18 protein-coding genes and 2 tRNA genes are annotated in these 23,175 nt (G+C 66.6%); 12 read left to right on the top strand and 8 right to left on the bottom strand.

The window, feature by feature from the left end; genetic code table 11:
• The first annotated feature begins 81 nt into the window (after nt 1-81).
• The 3 genes from AC3WL2_RS01520 to nirD all read left to right on the top strand — a co-directional run bounded on the left by AC3WL2_RS01520 (nt 82) and on the right by nirD (nt 7,287).
• The gene (locus AC3WL2_RS01520) at nt 82-4,059 is read left to right on the top strand and encodes a bifunctional nitrate reductase/sulfite reductase flavoprotein subunit alpha (RefSeq protein WP_102681595.1); all 3,978 of its coding nucleotides are present in this window, start codon (nt 82-84) and stop codon (nt 4,057-4,059) included.
• 307 nt (nt 4,060-4,366) lie between these two features.
• Entirely contained in the window at nt 4,367-6,919 is a 2,553-nt protein-coding gene (gene nirB / locus AC3WL2_RS01515) for a nitrite reductase large subunit NirB (protein ID WP_102681594.1), read from the top strand.
• Nucleotides 6,919-7,287 (top strand): nitrite reductase small subunit NirD, encoded by a 369-nt coding sequence (gene nirD, locus AC3WL2_RS01510; RefSeq protein ID WP_102681593.1) that lies wholly within the window; start codon nt 6,919-6,921, stop codon nt 7,285-7,287. The genes nirB and nirD overlap by 1 nt, the downstream gene beginning before the upstream one ends.
• Nucleotides 7,288-7,354: 67 nt before the next feature.
• On the opposite strand, the gene AC3WL2_RS01505 is transcribed toward nirD, so the two are convergent.
• Nucleotides 7,355-7,780: a DcrB-related protein gene (locus AC3WL2_RS01505; protein ID WP_102681592.1), complete on the bottom strand. Its 426-nt coding sequence runs from the start codon at nt 7,778-7,780 to the stop codon at nt 7,355-7,357.
• 131 nt (nt 7,781-7,911) lie between these two features.
• Between AC3WL2_RS01505 and pcaQ the strand changes: the two genes are divergently transcribed.
• The 3 genes from pcaQ to AC3WL2_RS01490 all read left to right on the top strand — a co-directional run bounded on the left by pcaQ (nt 7,912) and on the right by AC3WL2_RS01490 (nt 12,241).
• Complete coding sequence (gene pcaQ, locus AC3WL2_RS01500; protein WP_102681591.1) at nt 7,912-8,844, top strand: pca operon transcription factor PcaQ; 933 nt, start codon at nt 7,912-7,914, stop codon at nt 8,842-8,844.
• 62 nt (nt 8,845-8,906) lie between these two features.
• Nucleotides 8,907-9,599, top strand: coding sequence for a DUF1266 domain-containing protein (locus AC3WL2_RS01495; protein ID WP_102681590.1), 693 nt, complete (start codon nt 8,907-8,909; stop codon nt 9,597-9,599).
• Entirely contained in the window at nt 9,596-12,241 is a 2,646-nt protein-coding gene (locus AC3WL2_RS01490) for a DUF805 domain-containing protein (protein WP_102681589.1), read from the top strand. The genes AC3WL2_RS01495 and AC3WL2_RS01490 overlap by 4 nt, the downstream gene beginning before the upstream one ends.
• Here the strand turns inward: AC3WL2_RS01490 and AC3WL2_RS01485 are convergent.
• From AC3WL2_RS01485 to AC3WL2_RS01475, 3 genes are all read right to left on the bottom strand, one after another.
• Nucleotides 12,235-13,941, bottom strand: coding sequence for a molecular chaperone HscC (locus AC3WL2_RS01485; protein ID WP_102681588.1), 1,707 nt, complete (start codon nt 13,939-13,941; stop codon nt 12,235-12,237). The two genes, AC3WL2_RS01490 and AC3WL2_RS01485, sit on opposite strands and share 7 nt — an antisense overlap.
• Nucleotides 13,942-14,097: 156 nt before the next feature.
• A tRNA-Asp gene (locus AC3WL2_RS01480) sits at nt 14,098-14,174 on the bottom strand.
• Nucleotides 14,175-14,187: 13 nt separating this feature from the next.
• Nucleotides 14,188-14,263: transfer RNA gene (locus tag AC3WL2_RS01475), tRNA-Val, on the bottom strand.
• Nucleotides 14,264-14,479: 216 nt separating this feature from the next.
• Between AC3WL2_RS01475 and rdgC the strand changes: the two genes are divergently transcribed.
• Nucleotides 14,480-15,400 (top strand): recombination-associated protein RdgC, encoded by a 921-nt coding sequence (gene rdgC / locus AC3WL2_RS01470; protein ID WP_023631647.1) that lies wholly within the window; start codon nt 14,480-14,482, stop codon nt 15,398-15,400.
• Nucleotides 15,401-15,404: 4 nt separating this feature from the next.
• On the opposite strand, the gene AC3WL2_RS01465 is transcribed toward rdgC, so the two are convergent.
• Together AC3WL2_RS01465 and AC3WL2_RS01460 are read right to left on the bottom strand one after the other, a co-directional pair.
• Complete coding sequence (locus tag AC3WL2_RS01465) at nt 15,405-15,857, bottom strand: protein YgfX (protein ID WP_102681587.1); 453 nt, start codon at nt 15,855-15,857, stop codon at nt 15,405-15,407.
• A complete protein-coding gene (locus AC3WL2_RS01460; protein ID WP_028690159.1) occupies nt 15,841-16,095 on the bottom strand; it encodes an FAD assembly factor SdhE in 255 nt (84 codons plus the stop codon). Before AC3WL2_RS01460 ends, AC3WL2_RS01465 begins: the two co-directional genes overlap by 17 nt.
• Before the next feature lie 133 nt (nt 16,096-16,228).
• Between AC3WL2_RS01460 and ygfZ the strand changes: the two genes are divergently transcribed.
• Nucleotides 16,229-17,170, top strand: coding sequence for a CAF17-like 4Fe-4S cluster assembly/insertion protein YgfZ (ygfZ, locus tag AC3WL2_RS01455; protein WP_102681586.1), 942 nt, complete (start codon nt 16,229-16,231; stop codon nt 17,168-17,170).
• 55 nt (nt 17,171-17,225) lie between these two features.
• Complete coding sequence (locus AC3WL2_RS01450) at nt 17,226-18,032, top strand: HDOD domain-containing protein (protein ID WP_102681585.1); 807 nt, start codon at nt 17,226-17,228, stop codon at nt 18,030-18,032.
• Between the two features lie 43 nt (nt 18,033-18,075).
• On the opposite strand, the gene AC3WL2_RS01445 is transcribed toward AC3WL2_RS01450, so the two are convergent.
• Both AC3WL2_RS01445 and AC3WL2_RS01440 read right to left on the bottom strand, forming a co-directional pair.
• The gene (locus AC3WL2_RS01445) at nt 18,076-19,455 is read right to left on the bottom strand and encodes a sensor histidine kinase (protein WP_102681584.1); all 1,380 of its coding nucleotides are present in this window, start codon (nt 19,453-19,455) and stop codon (nt 18,076-18,078) included.
• Nucleotides 19,448-20,119 (bottom strand): response regulator, encoded by a 672-nt coding sequence (locus tag AC3WL2_RS01440; RefSeq protein ID WP_038705540.1) that lies wholly within the window; start codon nt 20,117-20,119, stop codon nt 19,448-19,450. The genes AC3WL2_RS01445 and AC3WL2_RS01440 overlap by 8 nt, the downstream gene beginning before the upstream one ends.
• Before the next feature lie 200 nt (nt 20,120-20,319).
• Here AC3WL2_RS01440 and AC3WL2_RS01435 point away from each other — a divergent pair, with 200 nt between their 5' ends.
• The 3 genes from AC3WL2_RS01435 to AC3WL2_RS01425 all read left to right on the top strand — a co-directional run bounded on the left by AC3WL2_RS01435 (nt 20,320) and on the right by AC3WL2_RS01425 (nt 23,175).
• A complete protein-coding gene (locus AC3WL2_RS01435) occupies nt 20,320-21,609 on the top strand; it encodes an OprD family porin (protein ID WP_102681583.1) in 1,290 nt (429 codons plus the stop codon).
• A gap of 31 nt (nt 21,610-21,640) precedes the next feature.
• Complete coding sequence (locus AC3WL2_RS01430) at nt 21,641-22,621, top strand: Bug family tripartite tricarboxylate transporter substrate binding protein (RefSeq protein ID WP_102681582.1); 981 nt, start codon at nt 21,641-21,643, stop codon at nt 22,619-22,621.
• Between the two features lie 95 nt (nt 22,622-22,716).
• Nucleotides 22,717-23,175: a tripartite tricarboxylate transporter TctB family protein gene (locus AC3WL2_RS01425; RefSeq protein WP_102681581.1), complete on the top strand. Its 459-nt coding sequence runs from the start codon at nt 22,717-22,719 to the stop codon at nt 23,173-23,175.

Here is a 23,175-nt window from a genome sequence, read left to right as displayed (position 1 = left end):
ACGAAGGCGCCGTGTTGCCCCGCTTGCCACTTGCAGGCCGGGCAGCCGGCGCCTTTGTCGTTTCGTCAGCAGGAGATCGTGATGAGCGGCAGTGAAGTGCGCAGTGTTTGCCCGTATTGCGGAGTCGGGTGCGGCATCGTCATGCACGTGAGTGAAGGCAAGATCGTCAAAGTCAGCGGCGACAAGCAGCACCCCAGCAACTTCGGGCGCCTGTGCACCAAGGGGCTGACCGCCCATGTGCCGCTGGAGGCCGGGCGCATGGCCCACGCGTTCGTCCGTGACCAGCGCAGCCAGCAGCCAGCCCGTCGCCCGCTGCAGACCGCCATCGCCGAGACGGCCGGGCGCCTGCGCACGATCATCGATACCCACGGCGCCGACGCCGTGGCTTTCTATGTCTCCGGGCAAATGTCGCTGGAGGCCCAGTACCTGGCCAACAAACTGGCCAAGGGCTTCATCCGCACCCGCCATATCGAGTCCAACTCACGCCTGTGCATGGCCAGTGCCGGCAGCGGCTACAAGCAATCGCTGGGCGCCGACGGCCCACCCGGCAGTTATCAGGATTTCGAGCGCGCCGAGGTGTTCCTGGTGATCGGCGCGAACATGGCCGACTGCCACCCGATCCTGTTCCTGCGCCTGCTCGACCGCCTCAAGGCCGGTGCCAGGCTGATAGTCGTCGACCCCCGGCGCAGCGCCACCGCCGACAAGGCCGACCTGTTCCTGCAACTGCGCCCGGGTACCGATCTGGCCCTGCTCAATGGCCTGCTGCACCTGCTGCATGCCAATGGCCACACCGACGCGGACTTCATCGCCCGCCACACCGAAGGCTGGGAGGCACTGCCGGCGTTTCTCGCAGACTACCCCCCCGAACGCGTCGCGGCCATCACCGGACTGGCCGAGGCCGACATCCGCGAAGCCGCCCGCCTGATCGGCGAGGCGGGCGAATGGATGAGCTGCTGGACCATGGGCCTGAACCAGAGCATCCACGGCACCTGGCACAGCAATGCCCTGTGCAACCTGCACCTGGCCACCGGCGCCATCTGCCGCCCCGGCAGCGGGCCGTTCTCGCTGACCGGCCAACCCAATGCCATGGGCGGCCGCGAGATGGGTTACATGGGGCCGGGCCTGCCGGGCCAGCGTTCGGCGCAGGTGGCAGCCGACCGCGCCTTCGTCGAAGCGCAATGGCAACTGCCCCCCGGCACCCTGCGCGACGAAGGGGGCGAAGGCACCGTGGCACTGTTCGAGCAGCTCAAGCATGGCGAGGTGAAAGCCTGCTGGATCATCTGCAGCAACCCGGTGGCCAGCGTCGCCAACCGCCAGCAGGTGATCGACGGCCTGCGCCAGGCACAGCTGGTGATCAGCCAGGACGCCTTCCTCGACACCGAGACCAACCGCTACGCCGACATCCTGCTGCCGGCGTCATTGTGGGCCGAGGGCGAAGGGGTGATGATCAACAGCGAGCGCAACCTGACCTTGATGCCCCGCGCCGTCGAGGCGCCCGGCGAAAGCCTCGAGGACTGGCGCCTGATCGCGCGCATCGCCTGTGCCCTGGGTTATGCGCACGCCTTCGACTACCCCGACGCCGAAGCGGTGTTCGATGAGATCCGCCGCTTCCACAACCCGGACACCGGCTACGACCTGCGCGGCATCGACTATGCCGGCCTGCGCCAGGGCCCGCGGCAGTGGCCAAGCGCGCCGGGGCGCAAGGACGCTCGCAGCCCCCAGCGCTATGTCGCGCCAGACGCCCCACAGACGCCGGTGTTTCCGACGCCCACCGGCAAGGCCCGGTTCTTCGCCCGCCCCTGGCTGCCGCCGGCGGAGCTGCCCGACGATGCCTTCCCCTTCGTGCTCAACACCGGCCGCGTGCAGCACCAGTGGCACACGCTGACCAAGACTGGCCAGGTACCCAGCCTCAACAAGCTGGAGCCCGGTCCCTTTGTCGAGATCCACCCCGACGACGCCCGGCGCCTGGGTATCGCGGACAAGGACCAGGTGGCGATCCGTTCGCGCCGCGGCCAGGCCGTGCTGCCGGCGCGACTCAGCGAGCGGGTGCTGCCGGGCAACTGTTTCGCCCCGTTTCACTGGAACGATCTGTACGGCGAGCAACTGGCAATCAACGCGGTGACCTGCGACGCGGTGGACCCGACTTCGCTGCAGCCGGCCCTCAAGCACTGTGCCGTGGCCCTGGAACGGGTCGCCGGCGAGCGCATCGACACCCTTGAACTGACGCTTCCCCCGGCCCCCATCGCCATGCCCACCGCCACCCTGTCCCGCCTGCTCGGCCTAGAGACATTGCCGGCTCCGATCCTGGCCGAGCAAGAACGCCATTACCTGCAAGGTTTCCTGCTCGGCCTGAGCCAGGCCCGCACCGAAAACGTGCCTTGCCTGCCGCCCGATGCGCCCCTGGCGCCGGAGCGACGCCTGTTCGTCAACGGCCTGCTGGCCGGCCTGTTCGCCCGGCCCGCGCCGGCGTCGCAAGCAGCGCTCGAAAGCCCTCGTCACCACGTGCTGTGGGCCTCGCAGACCGGCAATGGCGAGCACCTCGCCGAACGCTGCGCCCAGCACCTGCGCGACGCGGGGCTGGTGGTCGCGCTCAGTTGCATGGAGGAGGTGCGCCCATCCCAACTGCGAGGCGCCGCCAGCCTGCTGCTGATCGCCAGCACCTTCGGCGACGGCGATGCGCCGGACAGCGGCGCCACGTTCTGGCGAGCCCTGCAGGACGAAGAAGGCGCCAGCTGTGCCACGCTGCCCTACGCCGTGCTGGCCCTGGGGGATTCGAGCTACGACCAGTTCTGCGGCTTCGGTCGCAAGCTCGACCAACGCCTGGCCGAGCTGGGGGCCCGGCGTCTGCTGGCCCGGGTCGACTGCGAGCCGGATTGCGAAGCGGCCTTCGGCGCCTGGCTCGATGCCCTGCTGCCCAAGCTTGGCAGTACCCCGACGGCTACCACCACCGCGTCGGCCACCGCCCGCGGCAAACACCAGCCCTGGCCTGCCACCTTGCGGGAGAACCGCCTCCTCAGCGGCCCGGATTCAACCAAGGAGACTCGCCAACTGGTCTTCGACCTGTCCGGCAGCGACCTGCGCTATCAACCCGGCGATGCCCTGGGCGTATGGCCGCGCAATTGCCCGGGCCTGGTCGACGAGCTGCTGATGCTGATGCAGCTGGACGGCCAGGCCGAGATCGAACTCGAGGGCCATGCCCCAATGCCCCTGCGAACCGCGCTTGAGCGGCACCTGGACATCACCCAGGTCAGCCGCCAGCAACTCGAAGTCTTCAGCCAGCACGCCAGCGGCTTGCAACGCCTGCTGCTGCCAGCATGCAAGGACGAACTCAAGGAATGGCTGTGGGGCCGCCAGTTGGCCGACGTGCTGCGCGAGTACCCCCAGGCCATGCCGCTGGGCAACTGGTTGTCGCTGCTGAAACCCTTGCAGCCGCGCCTGTACTCGATCAGCTCCAGCCCCCGGGCTCATCCCGGCCAGGTACACCTGACCGTCTCCATCGTGCGCCATGGCGAGCGCAAGGGCGTCTGTTCGAGCTTCCTCGCGGACCGGGCAGCGGCGCTGGAGGTGGGGGTATTTGCGCAGCCATCGAAACATTTCCACCTGCCCGAGGACGACGGGGTGCCTATCGTCATGATCGGCCCCGGTACCGGTATCGCCCCCTTCCGCGCCTTCCTCGAAGAGCGCGAACTACGTGGGGCCCCAGGGCGCAACTGGCTGTTCTTCGGCGAACAGCATGCCGCCTGCGATTTCTACTACCGCGAACAATTGCAGGCCTGGGAGGCCTGCGGGCATGTGCGCCTGAGCACGGCGTTCTCCCGTGACCAGGTGGAAAAAGTCTATGTGCAGCATCGCCTGCTGGAACACGGCGCCGAGCTGTGGCAATGGCTGCAGGCGGGTGCCCATGTGTATGTGTGTGGCGATGCCCGGCATATGGCCCGGGATGTGGACACGGCCTTGCGCCAGCTCGTGGCGGAGCACGGCGGCCTGGACGAGACCACAGCTGCGGCGTATGTCGAGGGGTTGGGGCGGGACAAGCGCTACCTGCGGGATGTGTATTGATGCACCACGCTGGTGAGGCTTGCACCTTTGTTGTGCCCCGAACGGCCTCATCGCCGGCAAGCCGGCTCCCACAAGGATACGCCGCATACGGGCCCGCAGCCCGGTGGGAGCCGGCTTTCCGGCGGTGAGTCCCGTGAAGGCTACCGATGAGTGGCCGCTTGGCACACTCCCTGCTTTTCAACGAAGTACAACAGCCCCTCGATCAACGGCGATCGTCCAGGGGCCTGACACTGATGAGTACAGGCAAAGGCGCCTGGAGCTTCGGCTCCAGGCGCCTTTTTCGTTTTTCCGTGATCGAGGATCGGCTATGCAGGCAACAGCGAACGAAGCACAACGAGCGCGACTGGTCATCGTCGGCAACGGCATGGTCGGCCATCACTGCGTCGAGCAACTGATCGAACGCGGCGCCAGCGCGCGCTTCGAGCTGCACGTGTTCGCCGAGGAGCGCCAGCGCGCCTACGACAGGGTGCACCTCTCGGAATACTTCACCGGCAGTTGCGCCGAAACCCTGGCCCTGTGCGACCGCGACTACTATGCGAGCAACGGCGTGCACCTGCACCTGGGCGAGGCGGTAGTGGATATTGATCGCGAACGCCAGGAAGTGATCACCGCCGAAGGCCGCCTCGGCTACGAACAGTTGATCCTGGCCACCGGCTCCTATCCGTTCGTGCCGCCCATCGAAGGGTCCAGCGGCAATGCGCGCCTGGTCTATCGCACCCTCGAAGACCTCGATGCGATCCGCGCCGCCGCCGGCAGCGCCCGCCGCGGCGTGGTGGTCGGCGGCGGCCTGCTCGGCCTCGAGGCCGCCAACGCCCTCAAGTCGCTAGGCCTGCAAGCGCATGTGGTGGAGTTCGCGCCGCGGCTGATGCCAGTCCAGTTGGATAGCGAGGGCGGCGCGGCGCTCAAGGCGCGCATCGAGGCGCTGGGCGTAGGCGTGCACCTGGCCCGCGCCACTCAGTCGATCAGCACAGGCGAACACTACCGCTACCGCATGAATTTCGACGGCGGCGAACACCTGGAAACCGACCTGATCGTGTTCTCCGCCGGCATCCGCCCGCAGGATGCCCTGGGCCGAACCTGCGGCCTTACAATCGCCCCCCGCGGCGGCGTGGTGATCGACGGTCAGTGCCGCTCCAGCGACCCGCGCATCTTCGCCATCGGCGAATGCGCTTCGTGGAACGGCAGCGCGTTCGGCCTGGTCGCCCCGGGATACGCCATGGCACGTAACCTGGCAGCCCTGTTGATGGGCGAGTCGGCAAGCGAGTTCAGCGGCGCCGACATGTCGACCAAGCTCAAGCTGCTGGGTGTGGATGTTGGCTCCATCGGCGATGCCCAGGGCGTCACGCCGGGGGCGCGCAGCTATCGCTTCATCGACGAAGCCACGGCCTCCTACCGGCGCCTGGTGGTCGATGCCAGCGGCAAGCGTGTGCTTGGCGCGGTGCTGGTCGGCGACAACAGCTACTACGACACCCTGCTGCAATACGCCCAGAACGGCATCAAGCTACCGGCCGACCCGGCCGCGCTGATTCTGCCCCAGGGCTGCGGCGCGCCGGCGCTGGGCGCCGATGCCTTGCCCGACAGCGCGACCATCTGCTCGTGTCACAACGTCAGCAAGAGCGCGGTGTGCGCCGCCATCGACAGTGGCTGCGGCGACCTCGCCGCCGTCAAGGCATGCACCAAGGCCGCCAGCGGTTGCGGCGGTTGCGCGGCGCTGCTCAAGCACGTGTTCGAGCACGAACTGAGCGCCCGCGGCGTGACCGTCGACAAGAGCCTGTGCGAACACTTCGCCTACACCCGCCAGGAGCTCTACGGGCTGGTGCGGGTAGAAGGCATCCGCACCTTCAACGAGCTGCTCGAACGCCATGGCAAAGGCCAGGTGGGTTGCGCCATCTGCAAGCCGGCGGTGGGCAACATCCTCGCCTCGTGCTGGAACCAGCCGATCATGGACCCGGCGCTGGTACCGCTGCAGGACACCAACGACACCTTCATGGCCAACATGCAGAAGAACGGCACCTACTCGGTGGTGCCGCGCATCCCCGGCGGCGAGATCACCCCGGAAAAACTGATCGTGATCGGCCAGGTGGCAAAGAAGTACGACCTCTATACCAAGATCACCGGCGGCCAGCGCATCGACCTGTTCGGTGCCCAGTTGCACGAACTGCCGCTGATCTGGGGCGAGCTGATCGCCGCCGGCTTCGAGACCGGGCACGCCTACGGCAAGTCGACGCGCACGGTGAAATCCTGCGTCGGCAGCACCTGGTGCCGCTATGGCGTGCAGGACAGCGTGGCCATGGCGCTGCGCCTGGAGGACCGCTACAAGGGCCTGCGCGCGCCGCACAAGCTCAAGTTCGCGGTGTCTGGCTGCACCCGCGAATGCGCCGAGGCGCAAAGCAAGGACATTGGCGTGATCGCCACCGACAAGGGCTGGAATCTCTACGTGTGCGGCAATGGCGGCATGCGCCCACGCCACGCCGAACTGTTCGCCACCGACCTGGACGACGAGACCTTGGTGCGCCTGATCGACCGCGTGCTGATGTTCTACATCCGCACCGCCGACAAACTGCAGCGCACCTCGGTGTGGCGCGAGGGCCTCGAGGGCGGGCTCGACTACCTCAAACAGGTGGTAATCGACGACAGCCTGGGCCTGGCCCGCGAACTCGAGACGCAGATGCAGCAGGTGGTCGACCGTTACGAATGCGAATGGGCCAACGCCTTGGGCGATCCGGAAAAGCTCAAGCGCTTCCGCACCTTCGTCAATGACCAACGCGGCGATCCCGATGTGCACTTCGTGCGCGAGCGTGGCCAACGCCGGCCGGCGGCGCCCCTGCAGTTGATTCCCACCCATGAGGAGGCAATGTGATGAACCTGTCCAACACGGCTGTAGCAAGTGAAACCCGCTGGCAGGCGGTGTGCCAGGCCAGCGACCTGGTCGCCGACTCCGGGGTGGTGGTGTGGCACGAGGGCGAGCAGGTGGCGTTGTTCTACGTGCCGGGACAAGGGCGGGAGCTGTATGCCGTCGGCAACCGCGACCCACGCTCAGGCGCGAACACCATCGGCCGTGGACTGCTGGCCAGCCTGGGAGCAACGGTGGTGGTGGTGGCACCGCTCTACAAGCAGCATTTCTGCCTGCAGGACGGCGCGTGCCTGGAGGATCCGACACAGCACTTGCCAGTGTGGCCGGTGCGTATCCGTGGGGTGACGGTCGAATTGGGGCTGAGGCTCATATGACACGGCCAGGTACAGCTCGATCACCCGACGTCAGTGAGATCAAGGTACAGCCTCGAATCCGCCCGGGTCAGTTCAGCCGCAAGCCTGCCTTGATGGCTTCCCAATGGGCAAGATCGACCGCTTCCAGCGGTGTTTCCTTGCTATAGCTGACCGCCACGAAACGGGCCTGCCCGCTTGGCGTGTAGGCCAACTGACGTTGATACGAGACCACTTCGCCGCGCTTGAACTGCAGGCTGACTTCCAAGCCGTGAATGGCACGATCGACGCCGGCGCTGACCGGCAGTGGGTCGCTGATGACCGCCCCAAGGCGTTCACGCAACTGCGCCAGTTGCTGCTGGTAAAGCGCCTCCAGCGTCTGCCCGGCAGCCAGCGGACTGCGGGCGATCACCAGGGTGGTGCCACGCTGACGGAAGGTCAGCATGTTCATGGTGGTGTCTTCGGGCGTTTCATCGCCCAGTTCAAGGACCAGGTCCTGGGTCAGGTAGGCGGCCATTGCGCAGCTCCATGCATCGAAGCGGCACACGCTAAAGGTTCGGGGCTTTGCCTGCAAGGGAGGAACCGCCGTCCGCCGACGAAGATCACCCGGACGTTGCAGGTCTGGCCCGCACGGATACACTGCCCGGCATGAACCTCGATACCCGCATCAAGTTCCGCCATCTGCTGTGCTTCCTGGAGATTGCCCGACAGGGCAGCCTGGCCAGGGCCGCCGACGTGCTGGCGATCAGCCAGCCTGCGATCTCCAAGACCCTCAAGGAGCTGGAGGATCTGCTGGAAGCTCGCCTGTTCGAGCGCAGCCACCAGGGCGTCGCCCTGACCCCGGCCGGTACCCGCTTCATGCGCTATGCCGGCCCCAGCGTGCAAGCGCTGCGTGACGGGGTCGGCAGCGTGCGAGGGGAAGCGCGGGCGCCGTCGCAGGTGCGTATTGGCGTGCTGTCGACTGTCGAAGGGTTACTGATGCCCGAGGTGCTGTGCCGCTTGCACCAGCAGCACGAGGCATTGGTAATCAGCGTGGTGACCGGGGCCAGCGCCCAGCTGCTCGGGCAGTTGCACCTTGGCGAGCTGGAACTGGTGATAGGCCGTATGACCGACAGCCCGCAGATCCAAGGGCTGTCGTTCGAGCACCTGTACAGCGAGTCGATGACCCTGGTGGTGCGACCCGGACATCCGCTGCTGGCGGCTCAGCCTATTGATCGCACGCAGGTCGGTGCCTATCCACTGGTGCTGCCACCGCCAGGCACGACCATTCGCCGGCATGCCGACAGCCTGTTCGTGCAATGCGCGATCCAGCTGCCGGCACAGCGCCTGGAGACTCTGTCGCTGGCCTTGAGCAGGCGCTACGTGCTGGGCAGCGAGGCGGTCTGGGTGGCGCCGCGCGATGCCGTGCTGATCGACCTCGGGCGGGGAGAACTGGTCGAGCTCGACCTGGGCGTGCGTGAGCCGGGCGGCTCGGTGGGCATCTGCCGCAATGCGGCCCTGGCGCAGAGCCTGCCGGCGCAGTGGTTGTGCGAGGTGCTCCGGGAGGTGGCCGAAGCTTACCGGCTTGGGACATACCCCTGACAACCCGACGCGCGTATTCCTATACAATCCCCGCCAGTTCCCAGCGCCTCCAGGACCTTTTCATGGACGAAACCGCGCAGCACTGGCTGCATGCCCTCTCCGCCCCCATGGCCGCCCTCAACGGCGCCAGCTACACCGCCCCCGACTACTTCGAAGGGGAAGACCAGACCGATCTGGAGCGCTGGTGGGGGATCAGCGACCGCGCCCAGTTGCTGGACATGCTGAACATGGCCGACAACGGCCACGCCACCGAAATGAGCGAAGCCTACTGGCAGTACCAGCGCTGCCTGCCCAGCCAGTGGCAGGCCCTGCTCGACACCTTGCCCCCACGCGAACGCATCCGCCACGAATACGCCGCCCGCACCTTCCCCGACTGTGGCCCGGGCGGCACCCGAGCCTGGGACCTGGGGCGCATGAGCTTCCTGCTGCGCGCCGGGGTCAAGAAAGGCCTGATCGACCGCGACGAAAGCCTCTACCTGCACTACCGCCTGGCGCTGCGCGCACGCCACTACTACAACCGCTGGGACTGTTACCTGGCCGGCTACCTGTTTGGCAAGGCGCTATGGAATGTCAGCGACAGCAGCGACGAGACCTTGGCCGCCGATCTCGAGCGCCAGGGCAGCGAGCACTGGAACCGCTGCATCCTGCTTAACCTGCGCCTCGGCGCCCATGAGTTGCTGGCCGGGTTGCCCTGGGACATGGACCTGCCCGAGCCGCCGCGCCCCGCCACCCTGGAAGAGGACTGCTGGTCATGAGTTGCTGGATTCGCCTGGGGATCGAACCGACCCAGGACCTGGACGCCATCCGCCTGGCCTACCGCGGCCGCCTGCCCACGCACCACCCAGAAACCGACCCGGAAGGTTTCCAGGCCCTGCGCGCGGCCTACGAGGAAGCGCTGCGCCTGGCCCGCGAGCAGGAAACCCACGAGGCCGAGCCAACGGTCGCCGAGGACACCCCACATCCGACACTGCAGCACTTCCATCGCCTGCTCGAGGAGCCGTCGCTGCGCTTCGACCCGCAAGCCTGGCAGGGCTTCATCGCCGAGCTGGACGAACTGCCACTGGACGAACTGGACGACCTCGGCTGGCAGCTGTTGCACACCCTGCGCGACTGCGGGCCGCTGTCCCATCACTGCGCGGGCCTGCTAGCCCGGCGCCTGGGCTGGGCCGACCAGTTGCTGCGCCTGGACAACCCCCACGAAGTGGAAGCCTTCCTCGACCGTCTCGCGCAGCCGGACCCCTTCGATACCGCATGCATGCGCGACTGGCCAGCCCCGGCGCAGATGGAGAGCCTGTGGTATTTCCGCAGCCTCGAGTACTGTTACCAGCACCGCCCATTGTTCGAGTACGAGCAGTTCGCCAGCGTGCATACCTGCCTGGCGATCCCGGACGACTCGGCGCTGGTACAGCGCCTGCTGGTGCAGTTCAGCCAGGCCGGCATCGCCAGCCGGACCTTCCACGGACTGCTCCAGGCACAACAGGCGCAAACCCCGGACGATGCCGACCTGCTCTACCTGCTGGCCCGCCAGGCCGATGCCCTGGGGGCCGAGCAACAAGCGCTGGACTGCTGGTTGCGGCTGTACCGCCAACACCAGCATCCACAGGCCGAGCGCTGGCTGATCGACCTCTGCGCCCGCCATCAACCCCAGCGTCTGCCCTTGCTGATCCAGGCCTTCGACTGCTTGCATACGCCAGCCGGCTGGCCCGAGAACCTCGGCGACCCGGCCCAGGCCTGGGGCAGCCCGGGGCAGTCACCGCAGACCCTGGCGCGTTGGTCCGAAGCCTCGCGCCTGAAGCTGGACGGCATCGCCAGCACCTTCGTCGACTGGCATCTGGACGGTGACGACGAACTGCCGCTGCTGGCCTGGCTGCTGCAGGAGCAGCCGGAGCACAATCTGCACCGCTTGTATTGGCATGCCTGGGCCCTGCAGCGCGGCGAGGCCGGTTTGCTGCGCCTGGTCCTCGCCCAGCCACCGGCCAAGGACGCCCTCGACGCGCTGATCCTCGAGGGCTTCCAGCGCCAGGCGAGCCAGCAGTTGCATTGGCTCGATCAGGCTCCCGTGGTCCAGGCGCTGACGCAACTCAGCGCCAGCGATGATCCGGCGGCTACCTTGCCCGAGGCCCTGACCGAGGATGCCATTCGCCCGGTCTGCCGTGAATGGCTGCGGCGCATGCGGGTCTATCCGGCCCATGCCCTGCACACGCTCAACCGTCAGTTCGACATGCGCCGCCTGTTCACCACCCCGTTCGGCCTGCAACTGCAAGACCGCCTGGCCGAAGCCGGAGTTCTGTTACCTTCGATGCCCGAGGGCGAGGCACTGTGGCAGTGGCACCGCCAGCAGCTGTTCATGCTGGCCCTGCTGGAGCAACCTTCACGTTGGCTGGCACTGATCGATCCGGCCTTGCCCGGGCAGTTGCACTACCCGGCCGAGCATCCGTTCGCTCCGACACACGCCCTGCTCTGTCAACTGCTGACCAGCCCCGAAGGCGCCAGTGGACTGCTCGGCAGCCTGGATATCCGCGATCCGGTACAAGCCCTGATCTCGGCACGCCTGCTGACCTTGCAGCAGGCGCTCAACAGCACGCGCCTGCCCAACGCCGTGCAACTGCTCGCTTGCCTGGACAACGACGACGGCGGACTGCGTACCGATTATCCGCTGGGCTACCTGCTGTTCTGCGCAGTGCTGCACCATGATCCGTCGCTGGACGAACCACAGCGCTGCGCGTTGCGCGACCGCATGCAGGCGCTGGACCTGCAAGACGACTGGTTCGAAGCGCTGCGCCGGGGGTTGCTGAACGGCCAGGCCAAGCATCCGCCGGCTGCCGCGGTGCGCGCGCAAGGCCTCGACAGCCGCACGGTCGACGACGTACTGGATGCGCTGCACCGCCTGCTGAACACTTGCACCCCACCCAAGACCCGGCTGCTGCGCGCCCTGCAAAAGGTCAAGGACGATCCGGAACAGGACCCCGGCCTGCGCTGCGCGATCATGGCCGTGCTGTCATGGAGCGAACGCCTGCTGTTGGACATGATCAAGGAACCGCCGGCGCCGATGTGGGCGTTCTGGAAGCTCAAGAGTCGACTGAACCGCACGGGCCTGGCCGTGCACGTGGCAATCATCGCCTTGGGCGCCAGCCTGATGCTCCATATCCCGGCGATGTTGGTGGTGATCAGCGTCTTGTCGATCAGCGGCTTCCTGCGTCGCCTGCGCGACCTCGGCCACGGCGTGCCGGCACTGCTGCTGGTGATGGTGCTGACCCGCGTGCTGCCGTTCTCGTCACTGGTGCTGCTGGGCCTGCCCGGCGACAAGCTGCCAAACCGTTACGGCCCGGTACCGGGCAAAGGGCAGCCGCTGGAAGGCGGCCTGCAGGCCACCCTGCGCCGGCTCAACGCTCAGTAACGCAGCTCGTCGAGCGCCTGGCTCAATGCCTGGCGCTCACGGCTGATCTCGCCGGCCTGCTGCCCGGCCAGCACGGCATTGAAGGCGTCCAGCCAGCTGCCGATCAGCTCGCGCTCGTCGCCCAGGCTCTGCATCCAGGCTCGCTCCAGGCGGGCCAGCAAAGTGCGGTTGGGCAGCGTGTCACGTGGGTGGATCTTCAATTTTGCCAGGCGTTCCTCACTGGCCTGGCGTGCCTGCGCATCCAGCCCGGTGGGGCTGCGGTCGATACTGTGGCTGTGCTTCTGGCCGCTCTCGAGGAAGGTCACGTCCACTTCCAGCAGGCCGTTGATGTCGTAGCTGAAGCGCACGTCCAGCGACTGGATCTCGCCGGTCGGCTGCAACGGAATCTCGAAACTGTCCACCAGGATGTTGTCCCGCACCCATGGCCGCTCGCCCTGGTACACGGCGATGCGCACGAACTTCTGTTCCGGGTGGCTGCTGTAGAAACGCTGCACCTTGGACGTGGGGATGATCGTATTGCGCTCGATGATCGGCGAGAAGGCACCAGTGACATCCTCGCCCCGGGACGAGGCCACGCCAAGGGTGTAGGGGCAGACATCGGTCAGGATCAGTTCGTCGATGGCCGCGTCGCGGGCCTTGCACGCCGCCTGGCTGGCGGCGCCGAGGGCAACGATGGTATCCGGGTCCAGGTGCCGGTACGGCAGGCGCCCAAACAGCTTGGCCACCAGTTGCTGCACCTGCGGCATGCGCGTGGCGCCGCCGACCAGCACCAGGCTGTCCAGCTCGCGCGGGCTCAAGCGGGCATCACGCAGGGCCTGTTCGATGGGAGTGCGTACCCGTGCCAGCAAGGGCGCCCAGATCGCCTGCAGCTTCTGCTCGTCCAGCTGCCACTCGCGGGGCTGGCCATCCATGCTCCAGGCAAAGGTGCGACTGCCCTCGCCCACTTCGCACTTGAGCTGCTCGATGGCGTCGTGCAGGCTGGCCAGGGCCTGGGGCTCCAGGTCTTCGGCCTTGAGGCTCCAGTCACGCAGGCAGGCCTGCAGCAGCGCCTCGGTGAAATCCTCGCCGCCCAGGTAGTTGTCTCCGGTAGAGGCATGCACCTCGATCAACGGCAGGGCGTACTCCAGTACCGTGACGTCGAAGGTGCCGCCGCCCAGGTCGAACACCAGGGTGCGCTCGAACTTCTGCTCATGCAGGCCGTAGGCCATCGCGGCGGCGGTGGGTTCGTTGATCAGCCGCTGGACCTTGAGCCCGGCCAGTTCGGCCGCGAACACCGTGCGTTTGCGCTGCTCGTCGCTGAAATAGGCCGGCACCGAGATCACCGCCTCGCTCACCGGGCAGCCCAGATAGGCCTCGGCGTCCTGCTTGAGCGAACCCAGCACCAGCGCCGACAGCTCTTCAGGGGTAAAACGGTGTTCGCCCAGGGCGTAACGCTTGTCGCTGCCCATGAAGCGCTTGAACGCCGCGGCGGTACGTTGAGGGTGCGTGGTCAGGCGCGCCCGGGCGGCCTGGCCGACGAGGATGCTGCCATCGTCATCGACGCTGACCACCGACGGCGTCAGCACCTCGCCCAGGGCATTGGCGATCAGCCGCGCTTCGCCATCCTGCCAGACGGCGATCAGGCTGTTGGTGGTACCCAGGTCGATTCCCAGCAAGGGAGTGGTGTGTGTCGGAGCGGGAGAGAGGCTGGCATCCTGCATGGTCGGTCTCTTGCTTGCGGTAGGAACCGGCGCAAGGCCTGCTGGCCAGTTGCGGCGGACAGGGGATTCTGACGCAACGCCAGAAACAAAAAAAGCGACCCTAAGGTCGCTTTCTCTGTTGCTTCCGGGTGTTCAGTGGGCCCTGGAAGCTTAATATGGCGCGGCGGACGGGACTCGAACCCGCGACCCCCGGCGTGACAGGCCGGTATTCTAACCGACTGAACTACCGCCGCGCTATACATCGAGTGGTGGGTGATGACGGGATCGAACCGCCGACCCTCTGCTTGTAAGGCAGATGCTCTCCCGGCTGAGCTAATCACCCTTCGTCTCGGTGTGGCGCGCATTCTACGGAGGACCTCCTACCCTGGCAAGCACTTTTTTCAAAATATTTGAAAAAAATTTCCAGGCCTTTCAAAGACCTAGCCGCGCCGCGATTTTCTTCCTCTATATAGGACTGCTGGCCCTCTGACAGGGTTGGCCTGGAACCGTCGCTCGGAGAATAATGCCCGCCTTATGTATTAAGGAGAGATTCCCCCTCATGTGGTTCAAGAACCTGCTGTCCTATCGCCTGACCCAGGAAGTACCGTTCGAGGCCGAGGCCCTGGAGGCCGCCCTGGCCAGCAAGCCGGCCCGCCCCTGCGCCAGCCAGGAACTGACCACCTACGGCTTCGTCGCACCGTTCGGCAAGGGCGAGGATGCCCCCCTGGTTCACGTCAGTGGCGAATTCATGCTGATCGCCGCACGTAAAGAAGAGCGCATCCTGCCCAGCAGCGTGGTCAACGACGCGGTCAAGGAGAAGGTCGAGGAGATCGAGGCCGAGCAGATGCGCAAGGTCTACAAGAAGGAACGCGACCAGATCAAGGACGAGATCATCCAGGCCTTCCTGCCGCGCGCTTTCATTCGTCGTTCGATGATCTTCGCCGCCATCGCCCCGCGCCTGGGCATGATCCTGGTCAACTCGGCCAGCGCCAAGCGCGCCGAGGACCTGCTGTCGACCCTGCGTGAAGTGATCGGTTCGCTGCCGGTGCGCCCGGCCACCGTGAAGATCGCGCCAAGCGCGACCATGACCGACTGGGTCAAGTCGCAACAGGCCGCCGAAGGTTTCTACGTCCTCGACGAATGCGAACTGCGCGACACCGCCGAAGACGGTGGCATCGTGCGCTGCAAGCGTCAGGACCTGACCGGCGAGGAAATCCAGCTGCACCTGAGCACCGGCAAGGTGGTCACCCAACTGGCCCTGGCCTGGCAGGACAAACTGTCGTTCGTGCTCGACGACAAGATGGTGATCAAGCGCCTGAAGTTCGAGGAGCTGCTGCAAGAGCAGGCCGAGCAGGATGGTGGTGACGAAGCCCAGCAACAGTTCGACGCCAGCTTCCTGCTGATGATGATGACCTTCACCGAGTTCCTGCCGGTGCTGTTCGAAGCACTCGGCGGCGAAGAGATCCCGCAGGGGGTCTGACCCTTCAGGCCGGCGCGGCCCAGCGGCGCCGGCTGAACTTCAGCCGCACCCGCAGCCTTCGATGCTGTTCCTGCGCCAGGGCGTCCTTGGGGATGCACTGGCTCTGGCTGAACCATTGCCCCTTGCGCACGAAGCGCAGCACTACCACCGCGGGCAAGGCAACGCTGTCACGGCACAGGCGCACCGGTTGCCAACCCCGGGCACGACTGTATATATGCCAGCCACGCGGCTCCCGACGCAGGCCGGTGACGGCGCCAGGGTGGGACAGCAGGATCCGGCGGGGGATGGCCCACCAGGCGTGGGCAAGACAGGCAATGACCAGCAGGCCCTTTGGCCAACCGGGCAACGCGACCACAACGCTGGCGATGAGCGCCAGCGCCTGGCAGGCGAGATAGGCCGTCAGCAGCAGGCGCGAGCCCTGCCAACGGCACTCGAATGCTTCACTTGGGCTGGACACGGTCCAGGATGATGCGGACCATGCGCTGCAACTCCGGATCTTCGGACTCGCTGCGCTCCATGAACCAGCCGAACATGTCCTGGTCCTCGCAGGTCAGCAGGCGACGGTACAGCTCGCGGTCCGCTTCGCTCAGGCTCGGGTAGACCTCCTGGGTGAACGGTACCAGCAGCACGTCCAGTTCCAGCATGCCGCGACGGCTGTGCCAGAAAAGCCGATTGAGTTCAGTTTGTTCGACCATGGGGCCCTCCTCGAATGGTCGCGCAGTATACCGCGCAGCGAATGAAGCGGCACAAGGCGTTGGTCTACTCACCTACCTATTTTGTTACCGGCGTTCTATGATGGCCGCCAGTCTTTAGCTACCGCGATGACCCATGGCCGATTCCGCTTTCTTCTGTTCCCTCTCCCATGAGGGCATCCTCGCCGTCCGCGGCTCCGACGCCGGCAAGTTCCTGCAGGGTCAACTGACCTGCAATATCAGCTACCTCAGCGAAGCCCATGCGAGCCTCGGTGCCCGCTGCATGGTCAAGGGCCGCATGCAGTCGAGCTTCCGTATCCTGCCCGAGGGCAATGGCTACCTGCTGGCCATGGCCAGCGAGCTGCTCGAGGCGCAACTGGCCGACCTGAAGAAGTACGCGGTGTTCTCCAAGGCCACGCTGAGCGACGACAGCGCCGCCTGGGTGCGCTTCGGCCTGCAGCACGGCGACGCGGCCCTGCAGGCGCTGAGCCTGAGCGTGGCGGACGAGGCCGGCGCGACCGCACGTCATGATGGCCTGATCGCCATCCGCGCCTCGGCCGGGCGGGTCGAACTGTGGGCGCCTGCCGACCGGGCCAGCGCCGTGCGCGGGACGCTCGCCGCCGCGCTGCCAGAGGGCACGCTCAACGACTGGCTGCTTGGCCAGGTGCGCGCCGGCATCGGCCAGGTCATGGGCCCGACCCGCGAGCTGTTCATCCCGCAGATGATCAACCTGCAGGCCGTCGATGGCGTGAGCTTCAAGAAGGGTTGCTACACCGGCCAGGAGATCGTCGCCCGCATGCAGTACCTGGGCAAGCTCAAACGTCGCCAGTATCGCCTGGCGCTGGCCGAGACAGCGGTACCCGAGCCGGGCGACGAGATCTTCTCGCCGACACACGGCTCGTCGGTCGGCGAGGTGGTGATCGCCGCCAGCACCGGCAGCGCCGTCGAACTGTTGGCCGTGCTCAGCGCCGATGCCGTGGCGGACGACAACCTGCACTTGGGCAGCCTGGAAGGCCCGCGCCTGACGCTGCTCGACCTGCCTTACGAACTGGACCGCGACCGGGAAATCCAGCGCTGACCAGCCCGCCCCGGCGTTACGCCGGGGCTGCACCACCTTTGCCGTAGAGAAGTCCATGAACAAGCTGGCCGAGAAGGTCCAAGCGCAATTGCTCGCCGCCATCGACCGGGACGACCTGGTCCTGCCGACGCTTCCGGAAGTCGCCCTGAGCATTCGCGAAGCCGCCGAAGACAGCGAGATCAGCGTGTCCGCCTTGAGCAAGGTGATCGGCCGCGACGCCGCCCTCTCGGCACGCCTGATCAAGGTGGTCAACAGCCCGTTGCTGCGCGCCGCCGTCGAAGTCACCGACCTGCACACCGCGATCACGCGCCTGGGCATCAACTACAGCTGCAACCTGGCCATCGGCCTGGTGATCGAGCAGATCTTCCATGCCCGCGCCCCGGCGGTTGAACACAAGCTGCGTGATATCTGGGCCAACAGCCTGGATGTGGCAGGCATCAGCTATGAACTGTGCCGACGCTACACCCAGCTCAAGCCCGACCAGGCCACCCTCGGCGGCCTGGTGCACCAGATCGGCGCGTTGCCGGTGCTGATCTATGCCGAGGAGCACAACGAGTTGCTCTCCGACCCGATCTGCCTGCATTTCGTGATCGAACAGATCCAGCCGGTGCTGGGCGACAAGATTCTTAGCGCCTGGGAGTTTCCCGAGCAACTGGTCAGCCTGCCCAGCCAGGTGCAGGACCTGGACCGGCGCACCGACCAGATCGACTACATCGATATCGTCCAGATCGCCCGCTGCATCTGCCAGCGCGAGCGCATCCGGCCACTGGCCGCCCTGCCCGCCTACCGGCATCTGGGGCTGCCCTATGGCACCGAGCTGGATATCGCCGAACTGCTGGATGCGCGGAGCATGTTGCGCTGAATCGACAGGGCTGATCGCGGGACAAACCCCGCGATAGCCGACATCAATCCGCGATAAAACTCACCCGCACCTTCAACCCGCCGCGCTCGCCGTCATGCAGGCTGATCTGCGCCAGGTGCGCCCGGCAGATCTCGCCGACGATGGCCAGCCCCAGCCCGCTGCCCTGGGCGCTGCGCCGGTAGAAGCGCTCGAACACCCGCTCACGCTCATCCTGCGGAATCCCTGGCCCATCGTCCTCGACTTCAAGTACCGCCGGCGCCAGCACCCGCAGCACGACGTCACCGCCTGGCGGGGTGTGGGCCAGGGCATTGTCCACCAGGTTGCTGAGCAGCTCGTTGAGCAAGGTCGGCTCGCCCTTGAGCCATACCGGCGCCTCGGCCTCGAGCGCCAGGGCAACGCCGCGGGCATGAGCCAGCGGCGCCATGGCCATGCCCAGCTCGCGGGCCAGCTGGCTCAGGTCCAGGCGTTGCGCACCGCCCTCGGCGATGGCGCGGGCGCCATTCTCCACCCGCGCCAATGACAGCAACTGGTTGGCCAGATGGGTGAGCCGGTCCGTGCCCAGGGCCGCCGCCTCCAGGGTCTTGCGCCATTCTTCTGGCTCCCGTGAGCGCAGGCCCAGCTCGACCCGTGCCTTGAGCGCCGCCAGCGGCGTGCGCAGCTCATGGGCGGCGTCGGCGATGAACTGCGCCTGGCGCTCGAACTGGCCACGCAGCCGCTCGGTGAAATGGTTGAGGGCACGCACCAGCGGCCCCAGTTCGCGCTGCACCTGTACCACCGGCAAGGCGCGCAGGTCGTCCGGCTGGCGCTCTTCCACCGCCGTGCGCAAGCGCTCCAGGGGACGCAGGGCGGCGCTCACCGCGAACCACACCATCATCAGCGCGCCGAAGGCCAGCATCCCCAGGCGCAGCAGGGTGTCGGCCATCAGCCCGCGGGCCATGCGCACCCGCGCCTCCTCGGTCTCGGCCACGCGAATCTCGGCCATGCCGTTCATGTTTGGTTCGCTCACCGCCTTGAGCAGGCTGACCACACGCACGTCCTGACCCAGGTAGGTGGCATTGTAGAACCGCGCCAGTGCCGGGTAGTCGTCGGTGCGCGGCGTGCCCGGCGGTGGCGGGGGCAGGTGCTCGTAGCCGGAGATGAGCTTCTGGTGGATGTCCAGCACCTGATAGTAGATGCGCCCGGCGCTGTCATAGGCGAAGGTGTCCAGGGCCACGTAGGGCACATCGGCGCTGAGGGTGCCGTCGCGCTGCGACAGGCCGGCAGCGATGGTCCGCGCCGACGCCAGCAGGGTCCGGTCATAGGCGGTGTCGGCGGCTTCGCGGCCATTCCAGTAAGCGCTCAGGCCGCTGGCCAGCATCAGCACCACCAGCAGCAACGCCAGGTTGCCCAGCAGGCGCCCGCGCAGGCTGCCGTTGTCACGCATCGCGGTGCTCGAGCAGGTAGCCCAGGCCACGGAAGGTGACGATGGCCACCGGGTGACCGTCGAGCTTCTTGCGCAGGCGGTGAATGTAGATCTCGATGGCGTCGGGGCTGGCCTCCTCGTCGAGGCCGAACACCTGGGCCGCCAGCTGCTCCTTGCTCATCACCCGGCCGGGGCGGGCAATCAGTGCCTCGAGCACGCTCTGTTCGCGCTGGGTCAGGGTCAGCGGCTCGCCATCCAGGCCGAAGCGCCGGGTATCCAGGTCATAGACCAGCGGGCCGCAACGCTGCTGGCGCTCGCCGCCGAGCACGCTGCGCCGCAGCAAGGCCTTGACCCTTGCTTCCAGCTCGGTCAGCTCGAAGGGTTTGGCCAGGTAGTCGTCAGCACCGAGGTTCAATCCATGCACCCGGTCCTTCACATCGCTGCGGGCGGTGAGCATCAGCACCGGCAAGGTCTTGCCGCGCCCGCGCAAACGCGCCAGCACCTCGAAGCCGTCCATGCGCGGCAGGCCGACATCCAGCACCGCCACGGCATAGTCCTCGCTGGCCAAGGCCAGGTCGGCGGCCACGCCGTCATGCAGCACGTCCACGGTCAGGCCCTGGCTCTTGAGGGCCTGGGCCACGCTTTCGGCCAGTTGCAGATGGTCTTCGACCAGCAGCACACGCATCGGATTCTCCCTGTTCGGCTGGGCTTTTTGCGCGGAGTGTACCGCCGTGGCGAGTGCTGTGAAGCCCTCGCAACAAACCTTTCACGCTGAAAGGTTAGCGAAAGGTTGGTTACCTAGCATCGCACCACGGCCGCCCCGCGCGCCGCAAAAAGCACCAGCAAGGTGCAAACACATAAGAACAATAAATGGAGTCACCGACGATGCTGTCCACGCAGCCGCAGGCGTACGCGCCTTTCCGTTCCCTCGCCGCCCGACCTTCCGCCCTCGCCAGCGCCTTCGCCCTTGCCGGTGTCGCGCCCGTGAGCCAGGCCGCCTTCTTCGAAGACAGCACGGCCACCTTCGAAACCCGCAACATGTACTTCAACCGCGACTTCCGCGACGGCACCAGCGCGCAGCAATCCAAGCGCGACGAATGGGCCCAGGGTTTCATGCTCAACTTCGAGTCCGGCTATACCGAAGGCACCGTGGGCTTCGGCCTGGACGCGCTGGGCATGCTCGGGGTCAAGCTCGACTCCAGCAAGGACCGCACCGACACCGGCCTGCTGCCGACCCACGACAACGGCAAGGCTGCCGACGAATACTCCAAGCTCGGCCTGACCGGCAAGGTCAAGGTCTCGCAGACCGAACTGAAGGTCGGCACGCTGATCCCCGAGCTGCCCACGCTGCAGCCCAACGACGGGCGCATCCTGCCGCAGACCTTCGAAGGCGGCCTGGTCACCTCGAAGGAGATCAAAGGCCTGACCTTCACCGGCGCCCGCCTGGAAAAAGCCAAGGACCGCAACGACACCAACTGGGAAGACCTGGCCCTCAACAACAAGAACAGTCGCTTCGGCGGCACTTTCAGCGCCGACCATTTCGACACCGGCGGCCTGGACTACCAGTTTACCGACCGCATCACCGGCAGCTACCACTTCGCCCAGCTCGACGACATCTACCGCCAGCACTTCATCGGCATGCTCGCCAGCCAGCCGTGGGGCCCGGGCACCCTGGGCGCCGACCTGCGCCTGGCGATCAGCGACGATGCCGGCGCGGCCAAGGCCGGCAAGATCGACAACACCACCTTCAACGGCATGCTCAGCTACACCCTGGGCGGGCACAAGGTCAGCGGCGCCTGGCAGCAGCTCACAGGCGACAGCGCCTTCCCCTACGTCGACGGCGCCGACCCCTACCTGGTCAACTTCGTCCAGATCAATGACTTCGCAGGTGCCGACGAGCGCTCCTGGCAGGCACGCTACGACTACAACTTCGCCGCCCTCGGCATCCCCGGCCTGACCTTCATGACCCGCTACATCAGCGGCGACAACGTCAGCCGCGCCGCCGGCGGCGAGGGCAAGGAGTGGGAACGCAACACCGAACTGAAGTACGTGGTACAAAGCGGCCCGTTGAAAAACGTCGCCGTGCGCCTGCGCAACGCCACCTTCCGCTCCAACTTCGCCCGCGACGCGGACGAGGTGCGGCTGCTGGTGAGCTACAGCGTGGCTCTGTGGTAACCCATAACAACAACGCTCACGGAGATAGACGATGACATTTTCACTGCGCCGCCTCGTCCTGGCCACCGGCTGCCTGCTGCTGGCCGGCAACGCCCTGGCCGCCGAACCCAAACGCCCCGAATGCATCGCGCCGGCCTCGCCCGGCGGCGGTTTCGACCTGACCTGCAAGCTGGTGCAGAGCGCCCTGGTCAACGAGAAGATCCTCAGCAAGCCCATGCGCGTGACCTACATGCCCGGCGGTGTCGGCGCGGTAGCCTACAACGCCGTGGTTGCCCAGCGGCCAGGCGATGCCGGCACCCTGGTGGCCTGGTCCAGCGGTTCGCTGCTGAACCTGGCCCAGGGCAAGTTCGGCCGCTTCGACGAGAACGCAGTGAAATGGCTGGCGGCGGTCGGCACCAGCTATGGCGCCATCGCGGTAAAGAGCGACTCGCCCTACAAGACCCTCGATGACCTGGTCGCGGCCCTGAAGAAAGACCCGAGCAAGGTGGTGATCGGCTCCGGCGGCACCGTCGGCAGCCAGGACTGGATGCAGACCGCGCTGATCGCCAAGGCCGCCGGCATCAACCCGCGCGACCTGCGCTACGTGGCCCTGGAAGGCGGCGGCGAGATCGCCACCGCGCTGCTCGGTGGGCATATCCAGGTGGGTTCCACCGATATTTCCGACTCCATGCCGCACATCCAGAGCGGCAACATGCGCATCCTCGCGGTGTTCTCCGAGAACCGCCTGGACGAGCCGGAGATGAAAGACATCCCCACCGCCAAGGAGCAGGGCTACGACATCGTCTGGCCGGTGGTGCGCGGTTTCTACCTCGGGCCGAAGGTCAGCGACGAGGACTATGCCTGGTGGAAGGCCTCGTTCGACAAGCTGCTGGCCTCCGAGGAGTTCGCCAAGCTGCGTGACCAGCGCGAACTGTTCCCGTTCGCCATGACCGGCGAAGAGCTGGACGACTATGTGAAGAAGCAGGTGGCTGACTACAAGGCATTGGCCCGTGAGTTCGGGTTGATCCAGTAAGCATCGACCCCGTGGGAGCGGGCTTGCCCCGCGATGCCCCATCGCGGGGCAAGCCCGCTCCCACGCCCCGCTCTTCGACCATGAGGATTTATTCCATGATCCTGCAACGCCTCTTCGCCCTCGTCCTGCTGGCGCTGTGCGCCGTGCTGGCGGTAATGGCCTGGCCCTACCAGGCCGCCTTCTCCTACGAACCGGTGGGCCCACGCGCCTACCCGCTGCTGATGCTCGGCCTGATGAGCCTGGGCCTGCTGTACCTGGCCATTCGCCCCACGCCCATCGTGCGCAAGGACGACGAACCGGAGCTGGACCGCGAGACCCTGATCAAGATCACCGCCTGCGTCGGGCTGCTGATCGTCTTCGCCGCCACCTTCGAGGCGCTGGGCTTCATCCTCAGCGCCATCCTGGTCGGCCTGCCCATGGCCCGCCTGTACGGTGGCCGCTGGCTGCACAGCGCCATCGTGGTGGTGGGCATGAGCATCTTCCTCTATTGGTTGTTCGACCGGGTGATGGACGTCCCCCTGCCCCTCGGCCTGCTCGACGTACTGGAGAACTGA

Source organism: Pseudomonas sp. FW305-96 (assembly GCF_058783825.1).
This window is presented reverse-complemented; position numbering and strand designations above follow the sequence as displayed.

Bases quoted from the DNA above. Each gene is read 5' to 3' on its own strand.
- AC3WL2_RS01520 (WP_102681595.1), top strand. From the start codon at position 82: ATGAGCGGCAGTGAAGTGCGCAGTGTTTGCCCGTATTGCGGAGTCGGG.
- nirB (WP_102681594.1), top strand. From the start codon at position 4,367: ATGCAGGCAACAGCGAACGAAGCACAACGAGCGCGACTGGTCATCGTC.
- nirD (WP_102681593.1), top strand. From the start codon at position 6,919: ATGAACCTGTCCAACACGGCTGTAGCAAGTGAAACCCGCTGGCAGGCG.
- AC3WL2_RS01505 (WP_102681592.1), bottom strand. From the start codon at position 7,780: ATGGCCGCCTACCTGACCCAGGACCTGGTCCTTGAACTGGGCGATGAA.
- pcaQ (WP_102681591.1), top strand. From the start codon at position 7,912: ATGAACCTCGATACCCGCATCAAGTTCCGCCATCTGCTGTGCTTCCTG.
- AC3WL2_RS01495 (WP_102681590.1), top strand. From the start codon at position 8,907: ATGGACGAAACCGCGCAGCACTGGCTGCATGCCCTCTCCGCCCCCATG.
- AC3WL2_RS01490 (WP_102681589.1), top strand. From the start codon at position 9,596: ATGAGTTGCTGGATTCGCCTGGGGATCGAACCGACCCAGGACCTGGAC.
- AC3WL2_RS01485 (WP_102681588.1), bottom strand. From the start codon at position 13,941: ATGCAGGATGCCAGCCTCTCTCCCGCTCCGACACACACCACTCCCTTG.
- rdgC (WP_023631647.1), top strand. From the start codon at position 14,480: ATGTGGTTCAAGAACCTGCTGTCCTATCGCCTGACCCAGGAAGTACCG.
- AC3WL2_RS01460 (WP_028690159.1), bottom strand. From the start codon at position 16,095: ATGGTCGAACAAACTGAACTCAATCGGCTTTTCTGGCACAGCCGTCGC.
- ygfZ (WP_102681586.1), top strand. From the start codon at position 16,229: ATGGCCGATTCCGCTTTCTTCTGTTCCCTCTCCCATGAGGGCATCCTC.
- AC3WL2_RS01450 (WP_102681585.1), top strand. From the start codon at position 17,226: ATGAACAAGCTGGCCGAGAAGGTCCAAGCGCAATTGCTCGCCGCCATC.
- AC3WL2_RS01445 (WP_102681584.1), bottom strand. From the start codon at position 19,455: ATGCGTGACAACGGCAGCCTGCGCGGGCGCCTGCTGGGCAACCTGGCG.
- AC3WL2_RS01440 (WP_038705540.1), bottom strand. From the start codon at position 20,119: ATGCGTGTGCTGCTGGTCGAAGACCATCTGCAACTGGCCGAAAGCGTG.
- AC3WL2_RS01435 (WP_102681583.1), top strand. From the start codon at position 20,320: ATGCTGTCCACGCAGCCGCAGGCGTACGCGCCTTTCCGTTCCCTCGCC.
- AC3WL2_RS01430 (WP_102681582.1), top strand. From the start codon at position 21,641: ATGACATTTTCACTGCGCCGCCTCGTCCTGGCCACCGGCTGCCTGCTG.
- AC3WL2_RS01425 (WP_102681581.1), top strand. From the start codon at position 22,717: ATGATCCTGCAACGCCTCTTCGCCCTCGTCCTGCTGGCGCTGTGCGCC.